The 21496-nt window shown below is 61.5% G+C and carries 18 protein-coding genes; 15 read left to right on the top strand and 3 right to left on the bottom strand.

The annotated features are described in order from the left end of the window. Position 1: 1 nt before the first annotated feature. Positions 2–865 (bottom strand): PHP domain-containing protein, encoded by an 864-nt coding sequence (locus AACU78_RS25545; RefSeq protein WP_106578416.1) that lies wholly within the window; start codon positions 863–865, stop codon positions 2–4. Positions 866–952: 87 nt separating this feature from the next. Here AACU78_RS25545 and AACU78_RS25540 point away from each other — a divergent pair, with 87 nt between their 5' ends. The 7 genes from AACU78_RS25540 to AACU78_RS25510 all read left to right on the top strand — a co-directional run bounded on the left by AACU78_RS25540 (position 953) and on the right by AACU78_RS25510 (position 7537). Then, positions 953–1549 (top strand): septation protein A, encoded by a 597-nt coding sequence (locus tag AACU78_RS25540; protein WP_106578415.1) that lies wholly within the window; start codon positions 953–955, stop codon positions 1547–1549. A gap of 1 nt (position 1550) precedes the next feature. After that, positions 1551–1850: a YciI family protein gene (locus tag AACU78_RS25535; RefSeq protein WP_015885584.1), complete on the top strand. Its 300-nt coding sequence runs from the start codon at positions 1551–1553 to the stop codon at positions 1848–1850. A gap of 119 nt (positions 1851–1969) precedes the next feature. Then, on the top strand, positions 1970–2377 hold the full coding sequence (locus AACU78_RS25530) for a translation initiation factor 2 (RefSeq protein ID WP_106578414.1): 408 nt from the start codon (positions 1970–1972) through the stop codon (positions 2375–2377). Positions 2378–2384: 7 nt separating this feature from the next. After that, entirely contained in the window at positions 2385–3062 is a 678-nt protein-coding gene (locus AACU78_RS25525) for a response regulator transcription factor (RefSeq protein ID WP_106578413.1), read from the top strand. Positions 3063–4271: 1209 nt separating this feature from the next. Then, on the top strand, positions 4272–4736 hold the full coding sequence (locus tag AACU78_RS25520) for an LTXXQ domain protein (protein WP_106578411.1): 465 nt from the start codon (positions 4272–4274) through the stop codon (positions 4734–4736). A gap of 67 nt (positions 4737–4803) precedes the next feature. Next, positions 4804–6147: a sensor histidine kinase gene (locus AACU78_RS25515; RefSeq protein ID WP_106578410.1), complete on the top strand. Its 1344-nt coding sequence runs from the start codon at positions 4804–4806 to the stop codon at positions 6145–6147. A gap of 40 nt (positions 6148–6187) precedes the next feature. Further along, a complete protein-coding gene (locus AACU78_RS25510; protein WP_106578409.1) occupies positions 6188–7537 on the top strand; it encodes a CoA transferase in 1350 nt (449 codons plus the stop codon). 682 nt (positions 7538–8219) lie between these two features. Here AACU78_RS25510 and AACU78_RS25505 read toward each other — a convergent pair. After that, positions 8220–9083 carry a DNA-3-methyladenine glycosylase family protein gene (locus AACU78_RS25505; RefSeq protein ID WP_106578408.1) on the bottom strand — a complete coding sequence of 288 codons (864 nt, stop codon included), beginning with the start codon at positions 9081–9083 and terminating at the stop codon, positions 8220–8222. Beyond that, positions 9080–10507, bottom strand: coding sequence for an arginine-ornithine antiporter (arcD, locus tag AACU78_RS25500; protein ID WP_106578407.1), 1428 nt, complete (start codon positions 10505–10507; stop codon positions 9080–9082). Before arcD (AACU78_RS25500) ends, AACU78_RS25505 begins: the two co-directional genes overlap by 4 nt. Before the next feature lie 445 nt (positions 10508–10952). Here arcD (AACU78_RS25500) and arcD (AACU78_RS25495) point away from each other — a divergent pair, with 445 nt between their 5' ends. The 8 genes from arcD (AACU78_RS25495) (at position 10953) to gcvP (ending at position 21445) form a co-directional block, all read left to right on the top strand. Then, complete coding sequence (arcD, locus tag AACU78_RS25495) at positions 10953–12380, top strand: arginine-ornithine antiporter (protein ID WP_106578406.1); 1428 nt, start codon at positions 10953–10955, stop codon at positions 12378–12380. Between the two features lie 24 nt (positions 12381–12404). Further along, positions 12405–13661: an arginine deiminase gene (gene arcA, locus AACU78_RS25490; protein ID WP_106578405.1), complete on the top strand. Its 1257-nt coding sequence runs from the start codon at positions 12405–12407 to the stop codon at positions 13659–13661. Between the two features lie 69 nt (positions 13662–13730). Further along, complete coding sequence (locus AACU78_RS25485) at positions 13731–14741, top strand: ornithine carbamoyltransferase (RefSeq protein WP_071484378.1); 1011 nt, start codon at positions 13731–13733, stop codon at positions 14739–14741. A 62-nt stretch (positions 14742–14803) separates the two neighbouring features. After that, on the top strand, positions 14804–15733 hold the full coding sequence (gene arcC, locus AACU78_RS25480) for a carbamate kinase (protein WP_106578404.1): 930 nt from the start codon (positions 14804–14806) through the stop codon (positions 15731–15733). A gap of 18 nt (positions 15734–15751) precedes the next feature. Then, positions 15752–16114, top strand: coding sequence for a DUF5064 family protein (locus AACU78_RS25475; RefSeq protein WP_106578403.1), 363 nt, complete (start codon positions 15752–15754; stop codon positions 16112–16114). Between the two features lie 184 nt (positions 16115–16298). Beyond that, positions 16299–17807 carry a sigma-54-dependent transcriptional regulator gene (locus tag AACU78_RS25470; protein ID WP_106578402.1) on the top strand — a complete coding sequence of 503 codons (1509 nt, stop codon included), beginning with the start codon at positions 16299–16301 and terminating at the stop codon, positions 17805–17807. 403 nt (positions 17808–18210) lie between these two features. Further along, entirely contained in the window at positions 18211–18594 is a 384-nt protein-coding gene (gene gcvH / locus AACU78_RS25465) for a glycine cleavage system protein GcvH (protein WP_106578401.1), read from the top strand. Between the two features lie 10 nt (positions 18595–18604). Then, positions 18605–21445 carry an aminomethyl-transferring glycine dehydrogenase gene (gcvP, locus tag AACU78_RS25460; RefSeq protein ID WP_106578400.1) on the top strand — a complete coding sequence of 947 codons (2841 nt, stop codon included), beginning with the start codon at positions 18605–18607 and terminating at the stop codon, positions 21443–21445. Positions 21446–21496 lie beyond the last annotated feature (51 nt).

Here is a 21496-nt window from a genome sequence, read left to right as displayed (position 1 = left end):
TTCAGACGGTGGCAATAATGGGGTCATGCTTGAATCGCCCCCACAACAGCGGCAGATCTTCCGGTACCTGGCGATACTCGCCAATCTCGGACCAGCCGCCTGGGCCATGAAAGTCACTGCCGGCGCTGACCAGCAGACCAAATTCGCGAGCAAGTATCGCCAGGCTGCCCACCTGATCGGCGGGTTGGTGCCCGTTGACCACTTCGATAGCGTGGCCGCCCGCTCCAATATAGTCGGCAATCAACTTGCGGCGCTTGCTGCGGGTGAAATCGTAATGCCACGGATGCGCCAGGCTGACCCAGGCCCCAGCGGCCCGCAGAGTGGCGACGGTGTCTTCCAGGGTCGGCCAGTGTTGCTTGACGTCACCCAACTTGCCGGCGCCCAGCCATTTGCGAAAGGCCTCGGCGCGATCTTTTACAAAACCTTCACGCACCATCCAGTCGGCAAAGTGCGGACGGGCTGGTGCGTTGCCGCTGTCGCCCAGTTCCTGCTGGATGGCGCGGGCGCCCTCCAGGGCATTGGGCATGCCTTTAAGGCTGAGCTTGCGGCTTATTTCTTCGGACCGCAGCCAGCGGCCATCGTGCAATTGGGCAATGGCCTCGACCAACGGCGCGGCGTTCTGATCAAAACCGTAACCGAGCACATGAATGGTGGCGCCGCCCCAGGTACAGGACAATTCCACGCCGTTGACCAGCTGCATGCCCAACGCATGCGCGGCCGTACGGGCTTCATCGAGGCCTTCGAGGGTGTCGTGGTCGGTCAAAGACAGGACTCGCACGCCTTTTTCAAACGCACGCGCAACCAGTACCGCGGGCGCCAGGGCGCCGTCGGAGGCCGTGCTGTGGCAGTGCAAATCAACATTCACGGGGGTGTGTAACCTCAAGTCAGCTGGCGCTATCGCAACCAAGGATGTTTGTTATTATGCCGCCACATCCAGCTTCTGGCTCTTACTGTGAAACAATTCATCGACTTCATCCCGCTGTTGCTGTTTTTCATCGTTACCAAACTCGACCCCAGGGTCATTGATATCGCCGGTCACGAGCTGACATTCGGGGGCATCTACAGCGCTACCGCCGTGCTGATCATCAGCTCGATCGTGGTCTACGGCGCCATCTTCATCTCCCAGCGCAAGCTGGAAAAAAGCCAATGGCTGACCCTGATTGCCTGCCTGGTATTCGGTGGCCTGACCCTGGCCTTCCACAGCGAAACCTTCCTTAAATGGAAAGCCCCCGTGGTGAACTGGCTGTTCGCCCTGGTCTTCATCGGCAGCCACTTCATCGGTGATCGCCTGCTGATCAAGCGCATCATGGGCCATGCACTGACCCTGCCGGACCCGGTGTGGACACGCTTGAACGTGGCCTGGATCGTGTTTTTCCTGTTCTGCGGCGCCGCTAACCTGTTCGTGGCCTTTACCTTCCAGGCCTACTGGGTCGACTTCAAGGTCTTCGGCAGCCTGGGCATGACCGTATTGTTCCTGATCGGCCAGGGTATCTACCTGTCGCGCCATCTGCATGACACCGCCCCTACCACGCCGAAAACCGAGGACTGACATGCTCTACGCCATCATTGCTACCGACGTTGCCAACTCGCTGGAAAAACGCCTGTCCGTGCGCCCGGCCCACGTTGAACGCCTCAAACAGCTGCAAGCCGAAGGCCGCATCGTGCTGGCCGGCCCACACCCGGCCGTGGACAGCAACGACCCGGGCGACGCCGGCTTCACCGGCAGCCTGATCGTCGCCGAGTTTGCGTCGTTGGCAGACGCCCAAGCCTGGGCCAAAGCCGACCCGTATGTAGCAGCAGGCGTCTACGCTGATGTGGTGATCAAGCCGTTCAAGCAAGTCCTGCCTTGAACCGCTTTCTTTAATAAAGCCGGGCCGAACCTATTCGGTTCGGCGCGCTCCTAATTGCTCATTATTCTCGGTGACCTGCCGACAACGTTCTGAATATTCGTGTGGAATCAGGAGTTCCGATGCGCTTACGTCAGTTGTGTCTGTTGGCCGTGTTAACGATCGGGGCTACCGCCCACGCTGAAGAAACCTCGAACACCGGCAGTTCCACGCCCCTGTCCCTGAGTGCCGGCAGCCAGATCACCGAGTTGCAGCAACGTTTGAAAGAAAGCGAACAGCTGCGTGAAGAACTGAGCAAGCAATTGCAAAGCGCAGACACTGCCCGCGAAAGTGCCCAACTGAGTCGCTTGCGCCAAGAGAACCAACGCCTGGCCCAGCAACTCAAAGCATCACAAGGCGGCGCCTTGACCCGCTGGCTGACCGAGCAACAACAGTGGTTTGTCACCGGAGGGGCCGTCGCCCTGATCGCCCTGCTGTGCGGTATCTTCGCCAGCGGTGGGCACCGTCGCCGTCGACAATGGCTAAATTGAGTGAGTCATGAGCGAGCTGTTACTGATAGATGATGACCAGGAGCTCTGTGAGCTGCTGACCAGCTGGCTGAGCCAGGAAGGTTTCCAGGTGCGCGCCTGCCACGACGGCTTGAGCGCGCGCAAAGCCCTGGCCGACAGCGCCCCTGCAGCAGTGGTGCTTGATGTGATGCTGCCCGACGGCAGCGGCCTGGAGCTGCTCAAGCAATTGCGCAACGACCATCCGGAATTGCCGGTGCTGATGCTTTCGGCACGGGGCGAGCCGCTGGATCGCATCCTCGGCCTGGAGCTGGGCGCCGACGATTACCTGGCCAAGCCCTGCGACCCGCGCGAACTGACTGCCCGCTTGCGCGCCGTATTGCGCCGCAGTCATCCGGCGGCGGTGTCTACTCAGCTGGAACTGGGCGACCTGTGCTTCAGCCCGGTGCGTGGGGTGGTGACCATCGATGAGCAGGAATTTGCCCTCACCGTTTCGGAGAGTCGCCTGCTTGAGGCCTTGCTGCGCCAGCCGGGTGAACCGCTGGATAAGCAGGAACTGGCGCAGATTGCCCTGGGGCGTAAGTTGACCCTTTACGATCGCAGCTTGGATATGCACGTGAGCAACCTGCGTAAAAAGATCGGCCCACACTCGGATGGCCGACCACGGATCGTGGCGTTGCGTAGTCGCGGGTATTATTACAGCCTCTGAGGATTGCGGGGGTTGGGCCTTGGGGGCGAGCTTTTGGGGTGGGTGTATATCCGTTGTTTGGGTGATGGCCGCTTTGGGTTCCGCCCTTACGGCGGGTCACTTTGGAAAAGCCCCAAAGTAACCAAAGGGCTCTTGCCCCACCACTCGGCACCTCGCTCACGCTTCGGTGTGCCCGAACGAAGGCTTGAATCCGTGGGCCGCCGTGACGGGCCATCCATGGCCCAACACGGCTAACCCGGCGTCCTGCCGGGTTACCCACGGATTCAAGCCTGCGTTCGGCCAGCGTGGTTTAACGGGGCGCCTAAGATCAAAGTCAAAAGCAGATCAAGATCAAAAGCAGGGCACGGCGGCCTGGTAGCCGACCTGAGTGGTTAGATCAAAAGCGGACGCGAGGCGGCCTGACAGCCGACCTGATCTTGGAAGCTGAACTCAATCAAATGTGGGAGCTGGCTTGCCTGCGATGGCATCAACTGGTTGTGCCTGATAGACCGAGGTGTCTGCATCGCAGGCAAGCCAGCTCCCACAGAAAAGCAAAGCAGTGCGGTGCAGTGCTGGCGGCTGAACTCGGTCAACTTGTGGGAGCGGGCTTGCTCACGAAGGCGGTGTGTCAGCTACACATGAGCTAACTGACCCACCGCCTTCGCGAGCAAGCCCGCTCCCACATTTAGAACGCTGTGCATCAGATAGAGATGTGTTGCTGTGCTGTTGCCCTGCTTTTGCTTCAACCACTCAGGTCGGCTACTAGGCCGCCGTGCTCTGCTTTTGATCTTGATCTGACAGGCCCCGTCAACCACGCTGGCCGAACGCAGGCTTGAATCCGTGGGTAACCCGGCAGGACGCCGGGTTAGCCGCGTTGGGCCATGGATGGCCCGTCGCGGCGGCCCACGGATTCAAGCCGGAGTGAGGGAATGCCGAGCCTAGGCGAGGCACCGAGTGGTGGGGCAAAGACCTTTTGGTTACTTTTGGCTGGGCCGGCATTCCGGGCGTTTGCCAAAAGTGACCCGATGTAAGAGCGGAACCGCCAGCCGCCGTGACCGCAGCAACGGATATGTACCCAACCCCCACCCCACCCCAACCCCGCCCCAAGTTTTGTCAGCCCCCACCAACCCCCTCTTTACCCAAGCTTTACCCACACCTGACCGCCGTTGACCTTGATCTGAGTAACCTACTCACATCCGGACTCACCGGAATAGAGACAGGAGAATCACCATGCGCAAGACCCTTATCGCTTTGATGTTCGCCGCTGCCCTGCCGACCGTTGCCATGGCCGCCGCGCCAGAAGGCCCAGGCCCGATGGGCGGACCTGAAGGCCACATGATGGGTGGCCCGGGCCACGGCGGTGAACACGGTCCGCGTGGCAAAGGCGGCCCGCTGAGCCAACTCGACCTGAGCCGCGAACAGCGCGAGCAAATCGGCAAGCTGATGGGTGAACAATGGCACGGCCGCAAAGAGATCGTGCGCAAGTACCTGGACAAACTCCCAGCCGCTGACCAGCAAGCCATGAAAAACGAAATGGCCGCCGCCAAGCAAAAAACCCAGGCTGACATCCGCGCCGTGCTCAAGCCCGATCAACAGAAGAAATTCGACGAGATCGTCAAGAAACAAGCCGAACGCCGCGCCGAGTGGAAGGAATTCCAGGCCTGGAAAGCCCAGCAGCCGCAAAAAGCGCAATAATGCTCTAGCTTTACCACCCCAGCCCAGTGGCTCGCGCCGCTGGGCTTTTCCTGCTTGAGGGTTTCCTGTGCGTTCATTGTTCTGGCGCATCCTGGCCAGTTTCTGGCTGGCCATCGCCTTGGTTGCCGGGCTGTCGATTCTGCTTGGGCACATGCTCAACCAGGACGCCTGGATTCTCAGCCGTCATCCCGGCCTCAACAACCTGGCGCAGGAGTGGACGCAACTCTACGAAACCCAGGGCGAGGACGCCGCTCAGGATTTGCTGCAACAACGCAAACGCCAGTACCACATCGACGTGCAGGTGCTCAATGAAAGCGGCGAGCCGGTGGTGCGCGGTACGTTCCCCCGCCGCGCCGCCGCCTTCGAGGCCCGGCAAAATGACAGCCAGGACGGCCACCTGCCGTGGCGCCGCCTGACCGCCGAGTACACCAGTGAAAAAACCGGCGACACCTACCTGCTGATCTACCGCATCCCGCACCCGGAACTCGACGCCTGGCACCGCAGCAGCCTGCTCTGGCCACTGAGTGCGCTGGCGATTGCGCTGGTGGTGCTGACCCTGTTCAGCCTGCTGGTGACGCTGTCCATTACCCGCCCGCTCAGCCGTCTGCGCGGCGCGGTGCATGACCTGGGCCAGGCCACCTACCAACAAAACAGCCTGGCGCGCCTGGCCAACCGACGCGATGAATTCGGCGTATTGGCCACCGACTTCAACCGCATGGGCGCCCGCCTGCAAAGCCTGATCGGCAGCCAGCGCCAGTTGCTGCGCGACGTGTCCCACGAACTGCGCTCGCCCCTGGCCCGTTTGCGCATCGCCCTGGCGTTGGCCGAACGCGCAAGCCCTGAAGAACGCGAAAGACTCTGGCCACGCCTGACCCGCGAGTGCGATCGCCTGGAAGCGCTGATCAGCGAAATCCTGGTCTTGGCCCGCGTCGATGCCGACAACGCGAGTGCCGAAGAGGTCGACCTCAACCCACTGCTCAAGAGCCTGCAAAAGGACGCCCAGCTCGGCGCTCCCGACCAGGTGGTGCAACTCACCGCCGACCCCGAGCTGGCGCTCAAGGGCTGGCCGACCATGATCGAGCGCGCCGTGGATAACCTGCTGCGCAACGCCCAGCGCTTCAACCCACAGGGTCAACCGATCGAGTTGCACGCTCGGCGCCACGGCGAGCGCATTCTGATCAGCGTGCGCGACCACGGCCCCGGCGTCGAAGCCGAACACCTCAGCCAATTGGGCGAACCGTTTTACCGCGCGCCCGGCCAGGCTGCACAAGGCCACGGCCTGGGTCTGGCGATTGCCCGGCGCGCAGCGGAACGCCATGGCGGCAGCCTGATCCTGGCCAATCACCCCGACGGAGGTTTCATCGCCAGCATCGACCTGCCGTTGGAACCGGGAGTTGTCACACCGGTGTGAGGATCTTCTATAGTGGCCCTTCTCTAACGGAGGGCCTTTGATGACTGACCTGCTGACTCCCATCCAAGCCGCACTCGATCTACCGCAATCCTCGCTGACTTTCACCGAGGCTGGCGCCCTGCCCTCGACCTTCGCCGTCACCGAACTGGCCAGCGCCAGCATTGGCGCAGCCGGCCAGGCCGTGGCTCACCTTATCCACCAACAGACTGGGCGTTTGCCCAGCGTCAGCGTGGACCGGCGCCTCGCCTCCTTCTGGTTTTCGTCCTCGATTCGCCCCGTGGGTTGGGAAACACCGCCGCTGTGGGACCCGGTGGCCGGCGATTATGCCTGCGCCGATGGCTGGATTCGCCTGCACACCAACGCCCCGCATCACCGCGCCGCCGCCGAACGGGTCTTGGGCAAAGTCAATGACCGCACCGAAATGGCCGCAAACGTTGCTAAGTGGAACGCCGCCGAGCTGGAGCAGGCGATTGTCGATGTCAACGGCTGCGCAGCGCAGATGCGCGCGTGGCAGGCCTGGCAAACCCATCCCCAAGGGTTGGCGGTGAATGCCGAGAAATTGGTGCAGCGCCAGACCTTCGACACCCCCACCGACAAACCCTGGCTCGGCTCGGTGGCGCGCCCGCTGGCGGGCATCAAGGTACTGGACCTGACGCGCGTATTGGCCGGCCCCGTGGCCAGTCGCTTCCTCGCCGGGCTCGGCGCCGACGTGCTGCGCATCGACTCGCCTGACTGGAACGAACCCGGCGTGGTGCCGGAAATGACCTTGGGCAAACGCTGCGCACGTCTGGACTTGAAGAGCCCCGAAGGCCGACAGGTGTTTGAAGCGCTGCTCAAGGACGCCGACATCCTGTTTCACGGTTACCGCGCCGACGCCCTTGAGCAACTGGGCTACACCGCCGCAGAACTGCAGACCCTCGCCCCCGGGCTGATCGACGTGAGCCTCAATGCCTATGGCTGGAGCGGCCCCTGGCGCAATCGCCGCGGCTTCGACAGCCTGGTGCAGATGAGCAGCGGGATTGCCGACGCGGGCATGGCCTGGAAGCAGTCGGATAAACCGGTGCCGCTGCCGGTGCAGGCGCTGGATCACGCCACCGGGTATTTGATGGCAGCCAGCGCGATCCAGGCGCTAAGCGAACGCTTTAAATCCGGGCGTGGCGGCTCGGCGCGGTTGTCACTGGCGCGCACGGCGAAGTTGCTGGTGGAAGCCGGACAGGTGCCGCAGCAACCGGCGTTACGGGCCGAAGAGCCGAGTGACCAGGGGTTGGTGGTGGAGCAGACGGCGTGGGGTCAGGCCCATCGGTTGCTGGCACCGGTCACCCTCAGCGGCACGCCGCTGCAGTGGGATTTGCCGGCGGGGGAATTGGGCTCGCACCGGGCTCAGTGGTGACCTGAAGACCGCCTTCGCGGGCAAGCCCGCTCCCACACTTTACCGGGTACATCCTTTGGAACGCGGCCAACCTGTGGGAGCGGGCTCGCCCGCGAAGACGCTTTACCGAGTACATCCTTTGAAATGCGGTCAACCTGTGGGAGCGGGCTTGCCCGCGAAGAGGCTTTACCGAGTACATCCTTTGAAATGCGGTCAACCTGTGGGAGCGGGCTTGCCCGCGAAGACACTTTACCGAGTACATCCTTTGGAACGCGGTCAACCTGTGGGAGCGGGCTTGCCCGCGAAGACGCTTTACCGAGTACATCCTTTGGAGTGCGGTCAACCTGTGGCAGCGGGCTTGCCCGCGAAGACACTTTTCCGAGTACATCCTTTGGAACGCGGTCAACCTGTGAGAGCGGGCTTGCCCGCGAAGACGCTTTACCGAGTACATCCTTTGGAACGCGGCCAACCTGTGGGAGCGGGCTCGCCCGCGAAGACGCTTTACCGAGTACATCCTTTGGAATGCGGTCAACCTGTGAGAGCGGGCTCGCCCGCAAAGAGACTTTACCGAGTACATCCTTTGAAATGCAGTCAACCTGTGGGAGCGGGCTTGCCCGCGAAGAGACTTTACCGAGTACATCCTTTGAAATGCAGTCAATCTGTGGGAGCGGGCTTGCCCGCGAAGAGGCCCTAACAGACGCCATCAATCCGCCCGTTGCAGCGACGCCCACAAATGCTGCGCCGCATACGCCCTCAACGGCCGCCACGCCTCAGCCCGCACCAATAACTGGCGCGCCGAAACCGGCCCGCCTTCCAATGCCGCCAATGCATTGATCAACCCAACATCCCCCGACGCAAATGCATCCGGCTCACGCATTTGACGCATGGCGATGTACTGCGCGGTCCAGTCGCCAATCCCCGGCAAGGCCACCAGCCGGGCCACGCCGTCGTTGAGACTGGCTTTGGGCTCAAACAACGGCGGGTCATCCAGCAACGCCTGAGCCACACCGGACATCGTGCGGCCCCGCGCTTTGGGCATGCCCAACGTCGCCAGATCCGCCTGCGCCAACACCTGCGGCGTCGGGAACAGATGGGTGATACCCGCATGTGGGGTTGCCAGTGGCTGGCCATACTGCGCGACCAGCTTGCCCGCCAGGCGAATGGCTGCCACCACCGTGATCTGCTGGCCCAATACTGCGCGAATCGCCAGTTCCAGACCGTCCCACGCGCCCGGCACGCGAAGGCCCGGACGCGCCGCCACCAGTTGCGCCATCAACGGGTCGGCGGCCAATTGCGCATTGATCAACCCGGGCTGGGCGTCCAGGTCGAACATGGCTCTCAAACGCCGCTCGACCTCAGCAAGCGCCGCCGCGTCAGAAACCTCGACGCCTACTTCCAACCAATCGCCCGCGCCCGGCGCAACGCTGATCCAGCCGTGGCAACCGTCAACATGGATGCTGCGCCGATACACACCCGCCTCGACACTTTCCAGCCCAGTGATCGCACGCAGGGACAAAAAGCCCAGCATCGCCGCCCAGTCATAGGGCGGCTGATACGCCAGTCTCACAACGACAATACCCCGCCATACAAGCCATATGCCGCCAACCCCGCGCCGGCGACAACGCAGCTGAAAATGCCTTTTTCCACAGGGGTGAACAAGGGCTGGCCCTGCTCGCGCTTGGCCAGGGCGAACAGAATCACACCGGGCGCATACAGCAGCGCCGACAGCAGCAGGTATTTCAAGCCGCCGGCATAAAGCAGCCACACGGCATACGCCAGGGCAATCAGGCCCACCAGCAAATCTTGCATGCGCTGGCGGCGGGCGCCTTCGTAGGTTTCGCCACGCGCACTCAACAGCACCGCATAGGCCGCCGACCACAGGTACGGCACCAGAATCATCGAAGACGCCAGGTAGATCAGTGTGGTGTAGGTGCTGTGGGAAAACAGCGTGATCACCAGAAAGACCTGGATCATCACATTGGTCAGCCACAGCGCGTTGACCGGCACCTGGTTGGCGTTTTCCTTTTTCAGGAAGGCCGGCATGGTCTTGTCATGGGCAGTGGCATACAGAATTTCCGCGCACAGCAGCGCCCAGGACAGCAAGGCGCCAAGCAAGGACACGGCCAGGCCAATGCTGATCGCCATTGCGCCCCAAGGGCCGACGATATGTTCCAGCACGCCCGCCAGGGACGGGTTTTGCAACTGCGCCAACTCTGGCTGGCTCATGATTCCCAAGGACAACACATTCACCAGCACCAGCAGCGCCAGGACCCCAAGAAACCCGATTACCGTGGCCCGGCCGACGTCCGAACGCTTCTCGGCCCGCGCCGAATACACGCTGGCGCCTTCGATGCCGATGAACACAAACACGGTGACCAGCATCATGTTGCGCACTTGATCAACCACGCTGCCGACTTGCGGGTTGCCCAGGCCCCAGATGTCACGGGTGAAGATATCCGCCTTGAACGCCACACCGGCGATCACGATAAACATCAGCAGCGGCACGATCTTCGCCACGGTGGTGATCTGGTTGATGAACGCTGCCTCCTTGATCCCGCGCATCACCAGAAAATGCACGGCCCACAACAACAGCGAGGCGCAGGCGATGGCAATCGGCGTGTTGCCCTGGCCGAACACCGGGAAAAAGTAGCCGAGGGTGCTGAACAGCAACACGAAGTAACCGACATTGCCCATCCAGGCGCTGATCCAGTAACCCCAGGCCGACGAAAACCCCATGTAGTCGCCAAAGCCGGCCTTGGCGTAGGCATACACCCCGGAGTCCAGTTCGGGCTTGCGGTTGGCCAGGGTCTGAAACACGAAGGCCAACGTCAGCATGCCCACGGCGGTGATCGCCCAGCCGATCAATATGGCGCCCACTTCAGCGCGTGCAGCCATGTTCTGCGGCAAGGAGAAAATCCCCCCGCCAATCATTGAGCCCACCACCAGGGCGATCAGCGCACTGAGTTTGAGTTTTTGGGCCGGTTGCGACATGGACACTCCTGAATAACTAACAATTGAGCTGACGACCGTGCACTCAACTAATTAGTTCAGCGAGTGTAGCGTTTATTAAAGACAGCGATAAAACCGTCAAGCTCATAACGTAATGGCATGACAGTTTATATAGTTTGGGTTTATTTAGAATTTAAATAGGCAGGCACTTTGCCAGCTTCCGGCTATTTGGCAGTCCGTCCCGAAAAAGTTTGCACATTCAGCAAAAGGGGCTAGCTTCAAAAGTCCACATAAACGCACTAAATGATTAATCACAACGCAGAGCCGCTCTGGGACGCGACTTTGCGAGGAATACTATTGCCCAGGGTTCTTACCCCTAAGTCATTAATTCACAATGGAATGTGCCAATGAAGTGATCTGAGTCAGCTGTTTGATTAGCGCACGGAATTATTCTGTGGTCTCTCTTCTCCTGCATTGGAGTCACGCAATGTCTGAATCTCCCGGAAAACTTCGATTAGGCGCGCTGGTTGCGCTGGTCGTGGGCTCAATGATTGGTGGCGGGATCTTCTCACTGCCGCAAAACATGGCCGCCAGCGCCGATGTGGGTGCGGTGTTGATTGGTTGGGTGATTACCGCCATCGGCATGCTGACCCTCGCCTTTGTGTTCCAGACCCTGGCCAACCGCAAACCCGACCTCGACGGCGGCGTGTACGCCTACGCCAAGGCCGGTTTCGGCGACTACATGGGCTTCTCGTCAGCCTGGGGTTACTGGATCAGCGCCTGGCTGGGCAACGTCGGTTACTTCGTGTTGCTGTTCAGCACCCTCGGTTACTTCTTTCCGATCTTTGGCGAAGGCAACACCCCGGCAGCGGTGATTGGCGCGTCGGTGTTGCTGTGGGCCGTGCACTTTCTGGTACTGCGCGGGATCAAGGAAGCGGCGTTCATCAACCTGGTGACCACCGTCGCCAAGGTCGTGCCGCTGGTGCTGTTCGTGTTGATCGCGCTGTTCGCGTTCAAGCTGGACATCTTCACCGCTGACATCTGGGGCGTTAAAAACCCGGACCTGGGCAGTGTGATGAACCAGGTGCGCAACATGATGCTGGTCACCGTGTGGGTGTTCATCGGCATCGAAGGCGCGAGCATCTTCTCGTCGCGGGCGGAAAAACGCAGCGACGTGGGCAAGGCCACGGTGATTGGCTTTATCACCGTGCTGCTGTTCCTGATGCTGGTGAACGTGCTGTCTTTGGGGATCATGACCCAGCCGGAACTGGCCAAGTTGCAGAACCCGTCGATGGCCGCCGTGCTGGAGCATGTGGTCGGTCACTGGGGCGCAGTGCTGATCAGCGTCGGCTTGATCATTTCCTTGCTGGGCGCGCTGCTGTCGTGGGTGCTGTTGTGTGCGGAGATCATGTTCGCCGCCGCCAAGGACCACACCATGCCGGAGTTCCTGCGCAAGGAAAACGCCAACCACGTGCCGGCCAACGCCCTGTGGCTGACCAACGCCATGGTGCAGATTTTCCTGGTGATCACGCTGTTTTCCGCCAGCACCTACCTGTCGCTGATCTACCTCGCCACCTCGATGATCCTGGTGCCTTACCTGTGGTCGGCCGCTTACGCGTTGCTGCTGGCGGTGCGCGGCGAGACCTACGAAAACGCCCTGCGCGAACGCAAGAAAGACCTGTTCATCGGCGCCATCGCGTTGATCTACGCGGTCTGGCTGCTCTACGCCGGCGGCGTGAAATACCTGCTGCTGTCCGCCCTGCTGTATGCACCTGGCGTAATCCTGTTCGCCAAAGCCAAGCATGAATTGGGCAAACCGATTTTCACCAACGTCGAGAAGCTGATTTTCGCCGCCGTCGTCATTGGCGCCCTGGTGGCTGCCTATGGCCTCTACGACGGCTTCTTGACTCTGTAAGTGTTTTCTACTGGAGGATCTGTAATGACCACGGAAAAAGTGAAGTACGGCGTACATTCCGAAGCCGGCAAACTGCGCAAAGTCATGGTGTGCTCCCCAGGTTTGGCCCACCAGCGGCTGACCCCCAACAACTGCGATGAACTGCTGTTCGATGACGTGCTGTGGGTGGCCCAGGCCAAGCGCGACCACTTCGACTTCGTCACCAAGATGCGCGAGCGGGATATCGATGTGCTGGAAATGCACAACCTGCTGACCGACATCGTTGCCATCCCCGAAGCGCTGGACTGGATTCTGGAACGCAAGATCACCCCAAACACCGTGGGCCTTGGCCTGGTCGATGAAGTCAGTTCCTGGCTGCGCAGCCTTGAGCCGCGCAAAATCAGCGAGTTCCTGATCGGTGGCGTGTCGGCCGAGGACCTGCCGAGCAGCTTCGGTGGCAAGACCATCGAGATGTTCCGCGACTTTCTCGGCCACGCAAGCTTCATTCTGCCGCCGCTGCCCAACACCCAGTTCACCCGCGACACCACCTGCTGGATCTACGGCGGCGTGACGCTGAACCCGATGTACTGGCCGGCGCGACGCCAGGAAACCCTGCTGGCCTCGGCCATCTACAAATTCCATCCCGAGTTCACCAACGCCGACTTCCAGATCTGGTACGGCGACCCCGACCAGGAGCATGGGGCCGCCACGCTGGAAGGCGGCGACGTCATGCCGATTGGCAATGGCGTGGTGTTGATCGGCATGGGCGAGCGCTCTTCTCACCAGGCCATTGGCCAACTGGCGCGCAACCTGTTCAAAAACAAAGCCGTGGAACGCGTGATCGTTGCCGGCCTGCCCAAATCCCGCGCGGCGATGCACCTGGACACCGTGTTCAGCTTCTGCGACCGCGACCTGGTCACCGTCTTCCCGGAAGTGGTCAACCAGATCATCCCCTTCACCCTGCGCCCGGATGAAAGCAAGCCACACGGCATCGATATCCAGCGGGAGAAAACCAACTTCCTCGAAACCGTGGCCGCAGCACTCAACCTCAAAGCGCTGCGCGTGGTCGAGACCGGCGGCAACAGCTTCGCCGCCGAGCGCGAGCAGTGGGACGACGGCAACAACGTGGTGGCCGTGGAGCCTGGCGTGGTGATCGGCTACGACCGCAACACCTACACCAACACCCTGCTGCGCAAGGCCGGCGTGGAAGTCATCACCATCAGCGCCGGTGAACTCGGTCGCGGCCGTGGCGGCGGCCACTGCATGACCTGCCCGATCATCCGCGACCCAATCGACTACTAACTTTCAAACCTTGGCCGCCGCTCATGAGGCGCCGGCCAAGGGGATAACCTAAACAGAAGGAGATCCACCATGGCTTTTAATATGCGCAACCGCAGCCTGCTCTCGCTGATGCACCACACCACCCGCGAGCTGCACTACCTGCTGGACCTGTCCCGCGACCTCAAGCGCGCCAAATACACCGGCACCGAGCGTCCACACCTGAAGGGCAAAAACATCGCGCTGATCTTCGAAAAAACCTCGACCCGCACCCGTTGCGCGTTCGAAGTGGCGGCCCACGACCAGGGCGCCCACGTCACCTACATCGACCCGGTGTCGTCGCAGATCGGCCACAAAGAAAGCATGAAAGACACCGCCCGCGTATTGGGCCGGATGTTCGATGCCATCGAGTACCGTGGCTTTGAACAGGAAATCGTCGAAGAGCTGGCCAAGTTCGCCGGTGTGCCGGTGTTCAACGGCCTGACCGCCGAATTCCACCCCACCCAAATGATCGCCGACACCCTGACCATGCGCGAACACAGCGACAAGCCGCTGCATGACATCAGCTACGCCTACCTCGGCGATGCGCGTTACAACATGGGCAATTCGCTGCTGATGATCGGCGCCAAGCTGGGCATGGACGTGCGCATCGGCGCGCCGAAAGCCCTGTGGCCACACGAGGACTTCATCAAGCAGTGCCAGGCGTTTGCCGAAGAAAGCGGCGCGCGCATCACCATCACTGAAGACCCGAAAGAGGCGGTCAAAGGCGTGGACTTCATCCACACCGATATCTGGGTGTCGATGGGCGAGCCGGTGGAAGCGTGGGACGAGCGTATCGAGCAACTGCTGCCGTACCAGGTCAACGCCAAAATGATGAAGGCCTCGGGCAACCCACGCGTGAAGTTCATGCACTGCCTGCCGGCGTTTCATAACAGCGAAACCAAGGTGGGCAAGGACATTGCCGCACGTTACCCGAACCTGGCCAATGGTGTGGAAGTGACCGAAGAGGTGTTCGAGTCGCCGGCCAACATCGCCTTTGAGCAAGCGGAAAACCGCATGCACACCATCAAGGCGATTCTGGTGTCGGCGCTGGCGGATATCTAACCCAACATCGCTCCCACAATTTGTCCTGTGTTCACAAAGTTGAATTCTAGAAGGATTGCATTATGCGTATCGTCGTTGCACTGGGCGGTAACGCCCTGCTCCGCCGTGGTGAACCCATGACCGCGGATAACCAACGCGCCAATATCCGAATCGCCACCGAACAGATCGCCAAGATCCATCCCGGCAACGAGTTGGTGATCGCCCACGGCAATGGCCCGCAAGTCGGCCTGCTGTCGTTGCAGGCGGCGGCCTATACCAGCGTGTCGCCCTACCCGCTGGACGTGCTGGGCGCCGAAACCGAAGGCATGATCGGCTACATCATCGAACAGGAATTGGGCAACCTGCTGGACTTCGAAGTGCCGTTCGCAACCTTGCTGACCCAGGTGGAAGTGGACGCCAACGACCCGGCCTTCAAAAACCCGACCAAACCCATCGGCCCGGTGTACGCCAAAGCCGAAGCCGAGAAACTCGCCGCCGAAAAAGGCTGGGCCATCGCCCCGGACGGCGATAAGTATCGTCGTGTGGTTGCCAGCCCACGCCCCAAACGCATCTTTGAAATCCGCCCGATCAAGTGGCTGCTGGAAAAAAGCGCCATCGTGATCTGCGCCGGTGGCGGCGGCATCCCGACCATGTACGGCGAGGACGGCAAGCTGCGCGGCATTGAAGCGGTGATCGACAAAGACCTGTGCTCATCCCTGCTGGCCGCGCAACTGGACGCCGATTTGCTGGTGATCGCCACCGACGTTAATGCGGCCTTTATCGACTTCGGCAAGCCGACCCAGAAAGCCATCGGCCAGGCCCACCCCGACGACATGGAAAAACTCGGCTTCGCCGCCGGCTCCATGGGCCCCAAGGTACAAGCCGCCTGCGAGTTCGCCCGCCAGACTGGAAAAACCGCCGTCATCGGTTCACTCTCGGACATCGAAGCCATCGTCCAGGGCAGTGCCGGCACACGCATCAGCACGGCAAAACCTGGCATCACCTATCTGTGAAGTAAAGGAGATACGCCTATGGCCACCTTTGAACCCGGTCACTTGCACGTCGAACGTCACGCGCTCAACAAGGATGACTACAGCTACAACCTGTGTATCGACTACGAGGTCAGCCAGGACCCAAAGGAAGGCAAGGGAATGCTCTTCAAGCTGCACGGTTCGGTGCAGGGCAAGGACCTCAAGGAGGAATTCTTTTTGCCCAAGGACCAGGCCTTTGATTTTGCGCGCCATGCGATGAACATCGCGCAGAAATATGGCATGCCCAAGATCGCGACGCTTAACGGCCAGATGCACAAGCAGTACGACTTGATGTTTGAGGACGTACGGCATCAGCTGGATGTGAAGGCCGGGGATCCGGTCAAGCCCGAGCACTTGGGATAACACGTTCGCACTGACACAACACCCTCCATGTGGGAGCGGGCTTGCTCGCGAATGTGGTCTTTCAGTCAATGAATCAAGCGACTGGTGCACCGCATTCGCGAGCAAGCCCGCTCCCACATTTTGATCTCCCTCAGCGCCAAGGCATACTTGCCGCCTCACGCTCCCCAGAATCGTTAACCGCCCCATGCGTATCCACGTCAGCTTCATCGACCGCGTCGGCATTACCCAGGAAGTCCTGGCCCTGCTCGGTGGGCGCAATCTCAACCTGGATGCGGTGGAGATGGTGCCGCCCAACGTCTACATCGATGCGCCGACGCTGAGCGCCGAGGTACTCGAAGAACTGCGCGACGCGCTGTTCAGCGTGCACGGTGTACAGGCGGTCACGGTGGTGGACATCCTCCCCGGCCAACGCCGCCACCTGCAACTCGATGCCCTGCTGGCGGCCATGACCGACCCGGTGCTGGCGCTGGACAGTGCCGGCAAGATCCTGCTGGCCAACCCGGCGCTGATCGCCCTGTACGGCCGTGAGCCGGCGGGGGAAAGCATCAGCGAGCTGTTCAACGACGCGGCGCTGCTGGAGACCTTGCTGGAACACGGCTTTCGCCTGCCGCTGCGCGAAATCAGCGTCAACGGCCAGACCTTTTTACTGGACGCCACGCCGATCACCGACGCCGGCGCCCTGCTGACGCTGTACCAGCCCAACCGCATCGGCGAGCAACTGTCGGCGCTGCACCATGACCATGCCGAAGGCTTTGATGCGTTGTTGGGCGAGTCACCGGTGATCCGCACCCTCAAGGCGCGTGCGCAGCGCGTCGCCGCACTCGATGCGCCGCTGTTGATCCAAGGCGAAACCGGCACCGGCAAAGAGCTGGTCGCGCGGGCCTGTCACGCCATCAGCGCGCGCCACAGTGCGCCGTTTCTGGCCTTGAACTGCGCGGCGCTGCCGGAAAACCTCGCCGAGAGTGAACTGTTCGGCTACGCCCCCGGCGCCTTTACCGGCGCGCAGCGCGGCGGCAAGCCGGGGCTGATGGAGCTGGCCAACCAAGGCACGGTGTTTCTGGATGAAATCGGCGAGATGTCACCGTATTTGCAGGCCAAGCTGCTGCGTTTTCTCAACGACGGCAGCTTCCGGCGCGTCGGCGGCGACCGCGAAGTAAAGGTCAATGTGCGCATCCTCAGCGCCACCCACCGCGACCTGGAAAAGATGGTCAGCGAAGGCACCTTTCGTGAAGACCTGTTCTACCGCCTCAATGTGCTCAACGTCGAAGTGCCGCCGTTGCGCGAGCGCGGCCAGGACATCTTGCTGCTCGCCCGCTACTTCATGCAGCAGGCCTGCGCGCAGATCCAGCGCCCGGTGTGCCGCCTGGCGCCGGGCACTTATCCGGCGCTGTTGGGAAACCGCTGGCCGGGCAACGTTCGGCAGCTGCAAAACGTGATCTTCCGCGCCGCCGCGATTTGCGAAAGCAGTTTGGTGGACATCGGCGACCTGGACATCGCCGGCACGTCAGTGGCGCGCCAAAGCGACGGTGAAGTCGACAGCCTCGAACAAGCAGTGGAAGACTTCGAGCGCAGCCTGCTGGAAAAGCTCTACGCCAGTTACCCCTCGACCCGCCAACTGGCGAGCCGCCTGCAGACTTCGCACACCGCGATTGCCCACCGCCTGCGCAAGTACGGCATTCCCAACAAGCCCTGAACGCACTCGATCTATAGGTGGGAGCGGGCTTGCTCGCGAAAGCGGTGGGTCAGTAACAGATGTGCTGACTGACACACTGCTTTCGCGAGCAAGCCCGCTCCCACAATGGATTGCATGCCAAATCTAGTCTGAGAACGACATCCAGTGTACTGAAAGCGCTACAGCGTAACGATATCGCTACAACCCTGTTTTTTGCGCGCCATGCAAGGCTTTGATCCACATAGGCTTTTTTTCAGCGGCCCAGCTGTAGCGAAATCGCTACAGGCCAATCTTTCCAACTCCTCACCGATTTTATTAAATCGTTGATTTATAACGAATTAATAACATTGGCCGCGATATTGCTAAGTAACTCCTCATTATTCCAATCCCGTCCACCAGACGAATCTGGCCCCGAGGAGTTTCCATGAGCGAGTTGCGTTTCACTGAAGATCACGAATGGCTGCGCGCCGAAGCCGATGGCAGCGTCACCGTGGGCATCACCGCTTTTGCGCAAAACGCGCTGGGTGATGTGGTTTTCGTGCAACTGCCGGAGTTGCAGGTTTACGCCAAGGGCGCAGAAGCCTCCACCGTTGAGTCGGTCAAGGCAGCGAGCGGCGTGTACATGCCGCTGGACGGCGAAGTTCTCGACGTAAACGACAAACTCAGCGACAGCCCGGAACTGGTCAACGAAGACCCGATGGGCGAAGGCTGGTTCTTCCGCTTTAAACCCGCCGATGCCGACGCAGTGGCTAAGCTGTTGGATCAGGATGCGTACGACCGCCTGATCAAAGCCAACGCCCAAGCCTGAGGAGCGCGCCATGACGATCAATCTCAGCACCGCCAACGAATTCATCGCCCGTCATATCGGCCCACGCCAGGAAGACGAGCAGCAAATGCTCGCAAAGCTGGGCTTTGACTCTCTCGAAGCTCTGAGCGCCAGCGTGATCCCGGAAAGCATCAAGGGCACCAGCGTGCTCGGACTGGAAGACGGCTTGAGCGAAGCTCAGGCCCTGGCCAAGATCAAGGCCATCGCCAGCCAGAACCAACTGTTCAAGACCTACATCGGCCAGGGCTACTACAACTGCCACACGCCGTCGCCGATCCTGCGCAACCTGCTGGAAAACCCGGCCTGGTACACCGCCTACACCCCGTACCAACCCGAGATTTCCCAAGGCCGCCTGGAAGCGCTGCTGAACTTCCAGACCCTGATCAGCGACCTCACCGGCCTGCCGATCGCCAACGCGTCCTTGCTCGACGAAGCCACCGCCGCCGCCGAAGCCATGACCTTCTGCAAGCGCCTGAGCAAGAACAAGGGCAGCAACGCCTTCTTCGCCTCGATCCACAGCCACCCGCAAACCCTCGACGTGCTGCGCACCCGTGCCGAGCCGCTGGGTATCGACGTGGTCGTGGGCGACGAGCGTGAACTGACCGACGTCAGCGCATTCTTCGGCGCCCTGCTGCAATACCCGGCCAGCAACGGTGACGTGTTTGATTACCGTGAACTGACCGAACGTTTCCACGCTGCCAATGCCCTGGTCGCGGTCGCCGCCGACCTGCTGGCCCTGACCCTGCTGACCCCGCCGGGTGAATTCGGTGCCGACGTGGCCATCGGCAGCGCACAACGCTTCGGCGTACCGCTGGGCTTTGGTGGCCCGCACGCGGCGTATTTCTCCACCAAGGATGCGTTCAAGCGCGACATGCCGGGCCGTCTGGTCGGCGTGTCCGTCGACCGTTTCGGCAAGCCGGCCCTGCGCCTGGCCATGCAGACCCGCGAGCAACATATCCGCCGCGAGAAGGCCACCAGCAACATCTGTACCGCGCAAGTGCTGCTCGCCAACATCGCCAGCATGTACGCCGTGTACCACGGCCCCAAAGGCCTGACCCAGATCGCCAACCGCATTCATCACCTGACCGCGATTCTCGCCAAAGGCCTGAGCGCGCTGGGCCTGAAGGTTGAGCAAACACACTTCTTCGACACCCTGACCCTCAACACCGGCGCCAACACCGCGGCCCTGCACGACAAGGCGCGCGCCCAGCGCATCAACCTGCGTGTGGTGGATGCTGAGCGCCTGGGCCTGTCGGTTGACGAAACCACCACCCAGGCGGATATCGAAGCCTTGTGGTCGATCTTCGCGGACGGCAAAGCCCTGCCGGAATTCGACGCCAACGTTCAAAGCACCCTGCCGGCCGCGCTGCTGCGCCAGTCGCCGATCCTCAGCCACCCGGTGTTCAACCGTTATCACTCCGAAACCGAGCTGATGCGCTACCTGCGCAAGCTGGCCGACAAGGACCTGGCGCTGGACCGCACCATGATCCCGCTGGGCTCGTGCACCATGAAGCTCAACGCCGCCAGCGAAATGATCCCGGTGACCTGGGCCGAGTTCGGTGCCCTGCACCCCTTCGCCCCGGCCGAGCAAAGCGCTGGCTACCTGCAACTGACGTCCGAGCTGGAAGCCATGCTGTGCGCGGCCACCGGTTACGACGCCATCTCGCTGCAGCCGAACGCCGGCTCCCAGGGCGAGTACGCCGGCCTGCTGGCGATTCGTGCCTATCACCAGAGCCGTGGCGAAGCGCGCCGCGACATCTGCCTGATCCCGTCGTCGGCCCACGGCACCAACCCCGCGACCGCCAACATGGCCGGTATGCGCGTGGTCGTAACCGCCTGCGATGCACGCGGCAACGTCGACATCGAAGACCTGCGCGCCAAGGCCATCGAGCACCGCGAGCACCTCGCCGCGCTGATGATCACCTACCCGTCCACCCACGGCGTGTTCGAAGAAGGCATCCGCGAAATCTGCGGGATCATTCACGACAACGGCGGCCAGGTGTACATCGACGGCGCCAACATGAACGCCATGGTCGGCCTGTGCGCACCGGGCAAGTTCGGCGGCGACGTGTCCCACCTGAACCTGCACAAAACCTTCTGCATCCCGCACGGCGGTGGCGGCCCGGGTGTTGGCCCGATTGGCGTCAAATCGCACCTGACCCCGTTCCTGCCAGGCCACGCGGCCATGGAACGCAAGGAAGGCGCGGTGTGCGCGGCGCCATTTGGCAGCGCGAGCATCCTGCCGATCACCTGGATGTACATCAGCATGATGGGCGGCGCGGGCCTCAAGCGTGCGTCCCAACTGGCGATCCTGAATGCCAACTACATTTCCCGTCGTCTCGAAGAGCACTACCCGGTGCTCTACACCGGCAGCAATGGCCTGGTGGCGCACGAGTGCATCCTGGACCTGCGCCCGTTGAAAGACAGCAGCGGCATCAGCGTGGACGACGTGGCCAAGCGCCTGATCGATTTTGGTTTCCATGCACCGACCATGTCGTTCCCGGTGGCCGGCACGTTGATGATCGAGCCGACCGAAAGTGAATCCAAGGAAGAACTGGACCGCTTCTGTGACGCGATGATTGCCATCCGCGAAGAAATCCGCGCGGTGGAAAACGGCACGCTGGACAAGGACGACAACCCGCTGAAAAACGCGCCGCACACGGCCGCTGAAATCGTCGGCGAATGGAGCCACCCGTACAGCCGTGAACAAGCGGTGTACCCGGTTGCGTCGTTGATTGAGGGCAAGTACTGGCCGCCGGTTGGCCGAGTCGACAACGTGTTTGGCGACCGCAATCTGGTGTGTGCGTGCCCGTCGATCGAGAGCTACGCCTGATCTGACTGGAGGAACACGGTCAAAAATGTGGGAGCGGGCTTGCTCGCGAAT

This window comes from Pseudomonas sp. R9.37 (genome assembly GCF_963878885.1).
GTDB lineage: Bacteria > Pseudomonadota > Gammaproteobacteria > Pseudomonadales > Pseudomonadaceae > Aquipseudomonas.
Note: the sequence above shows the minus strand (reverse complement) of the source record. Positions and strands in the feature narration are given on the sequence as shown.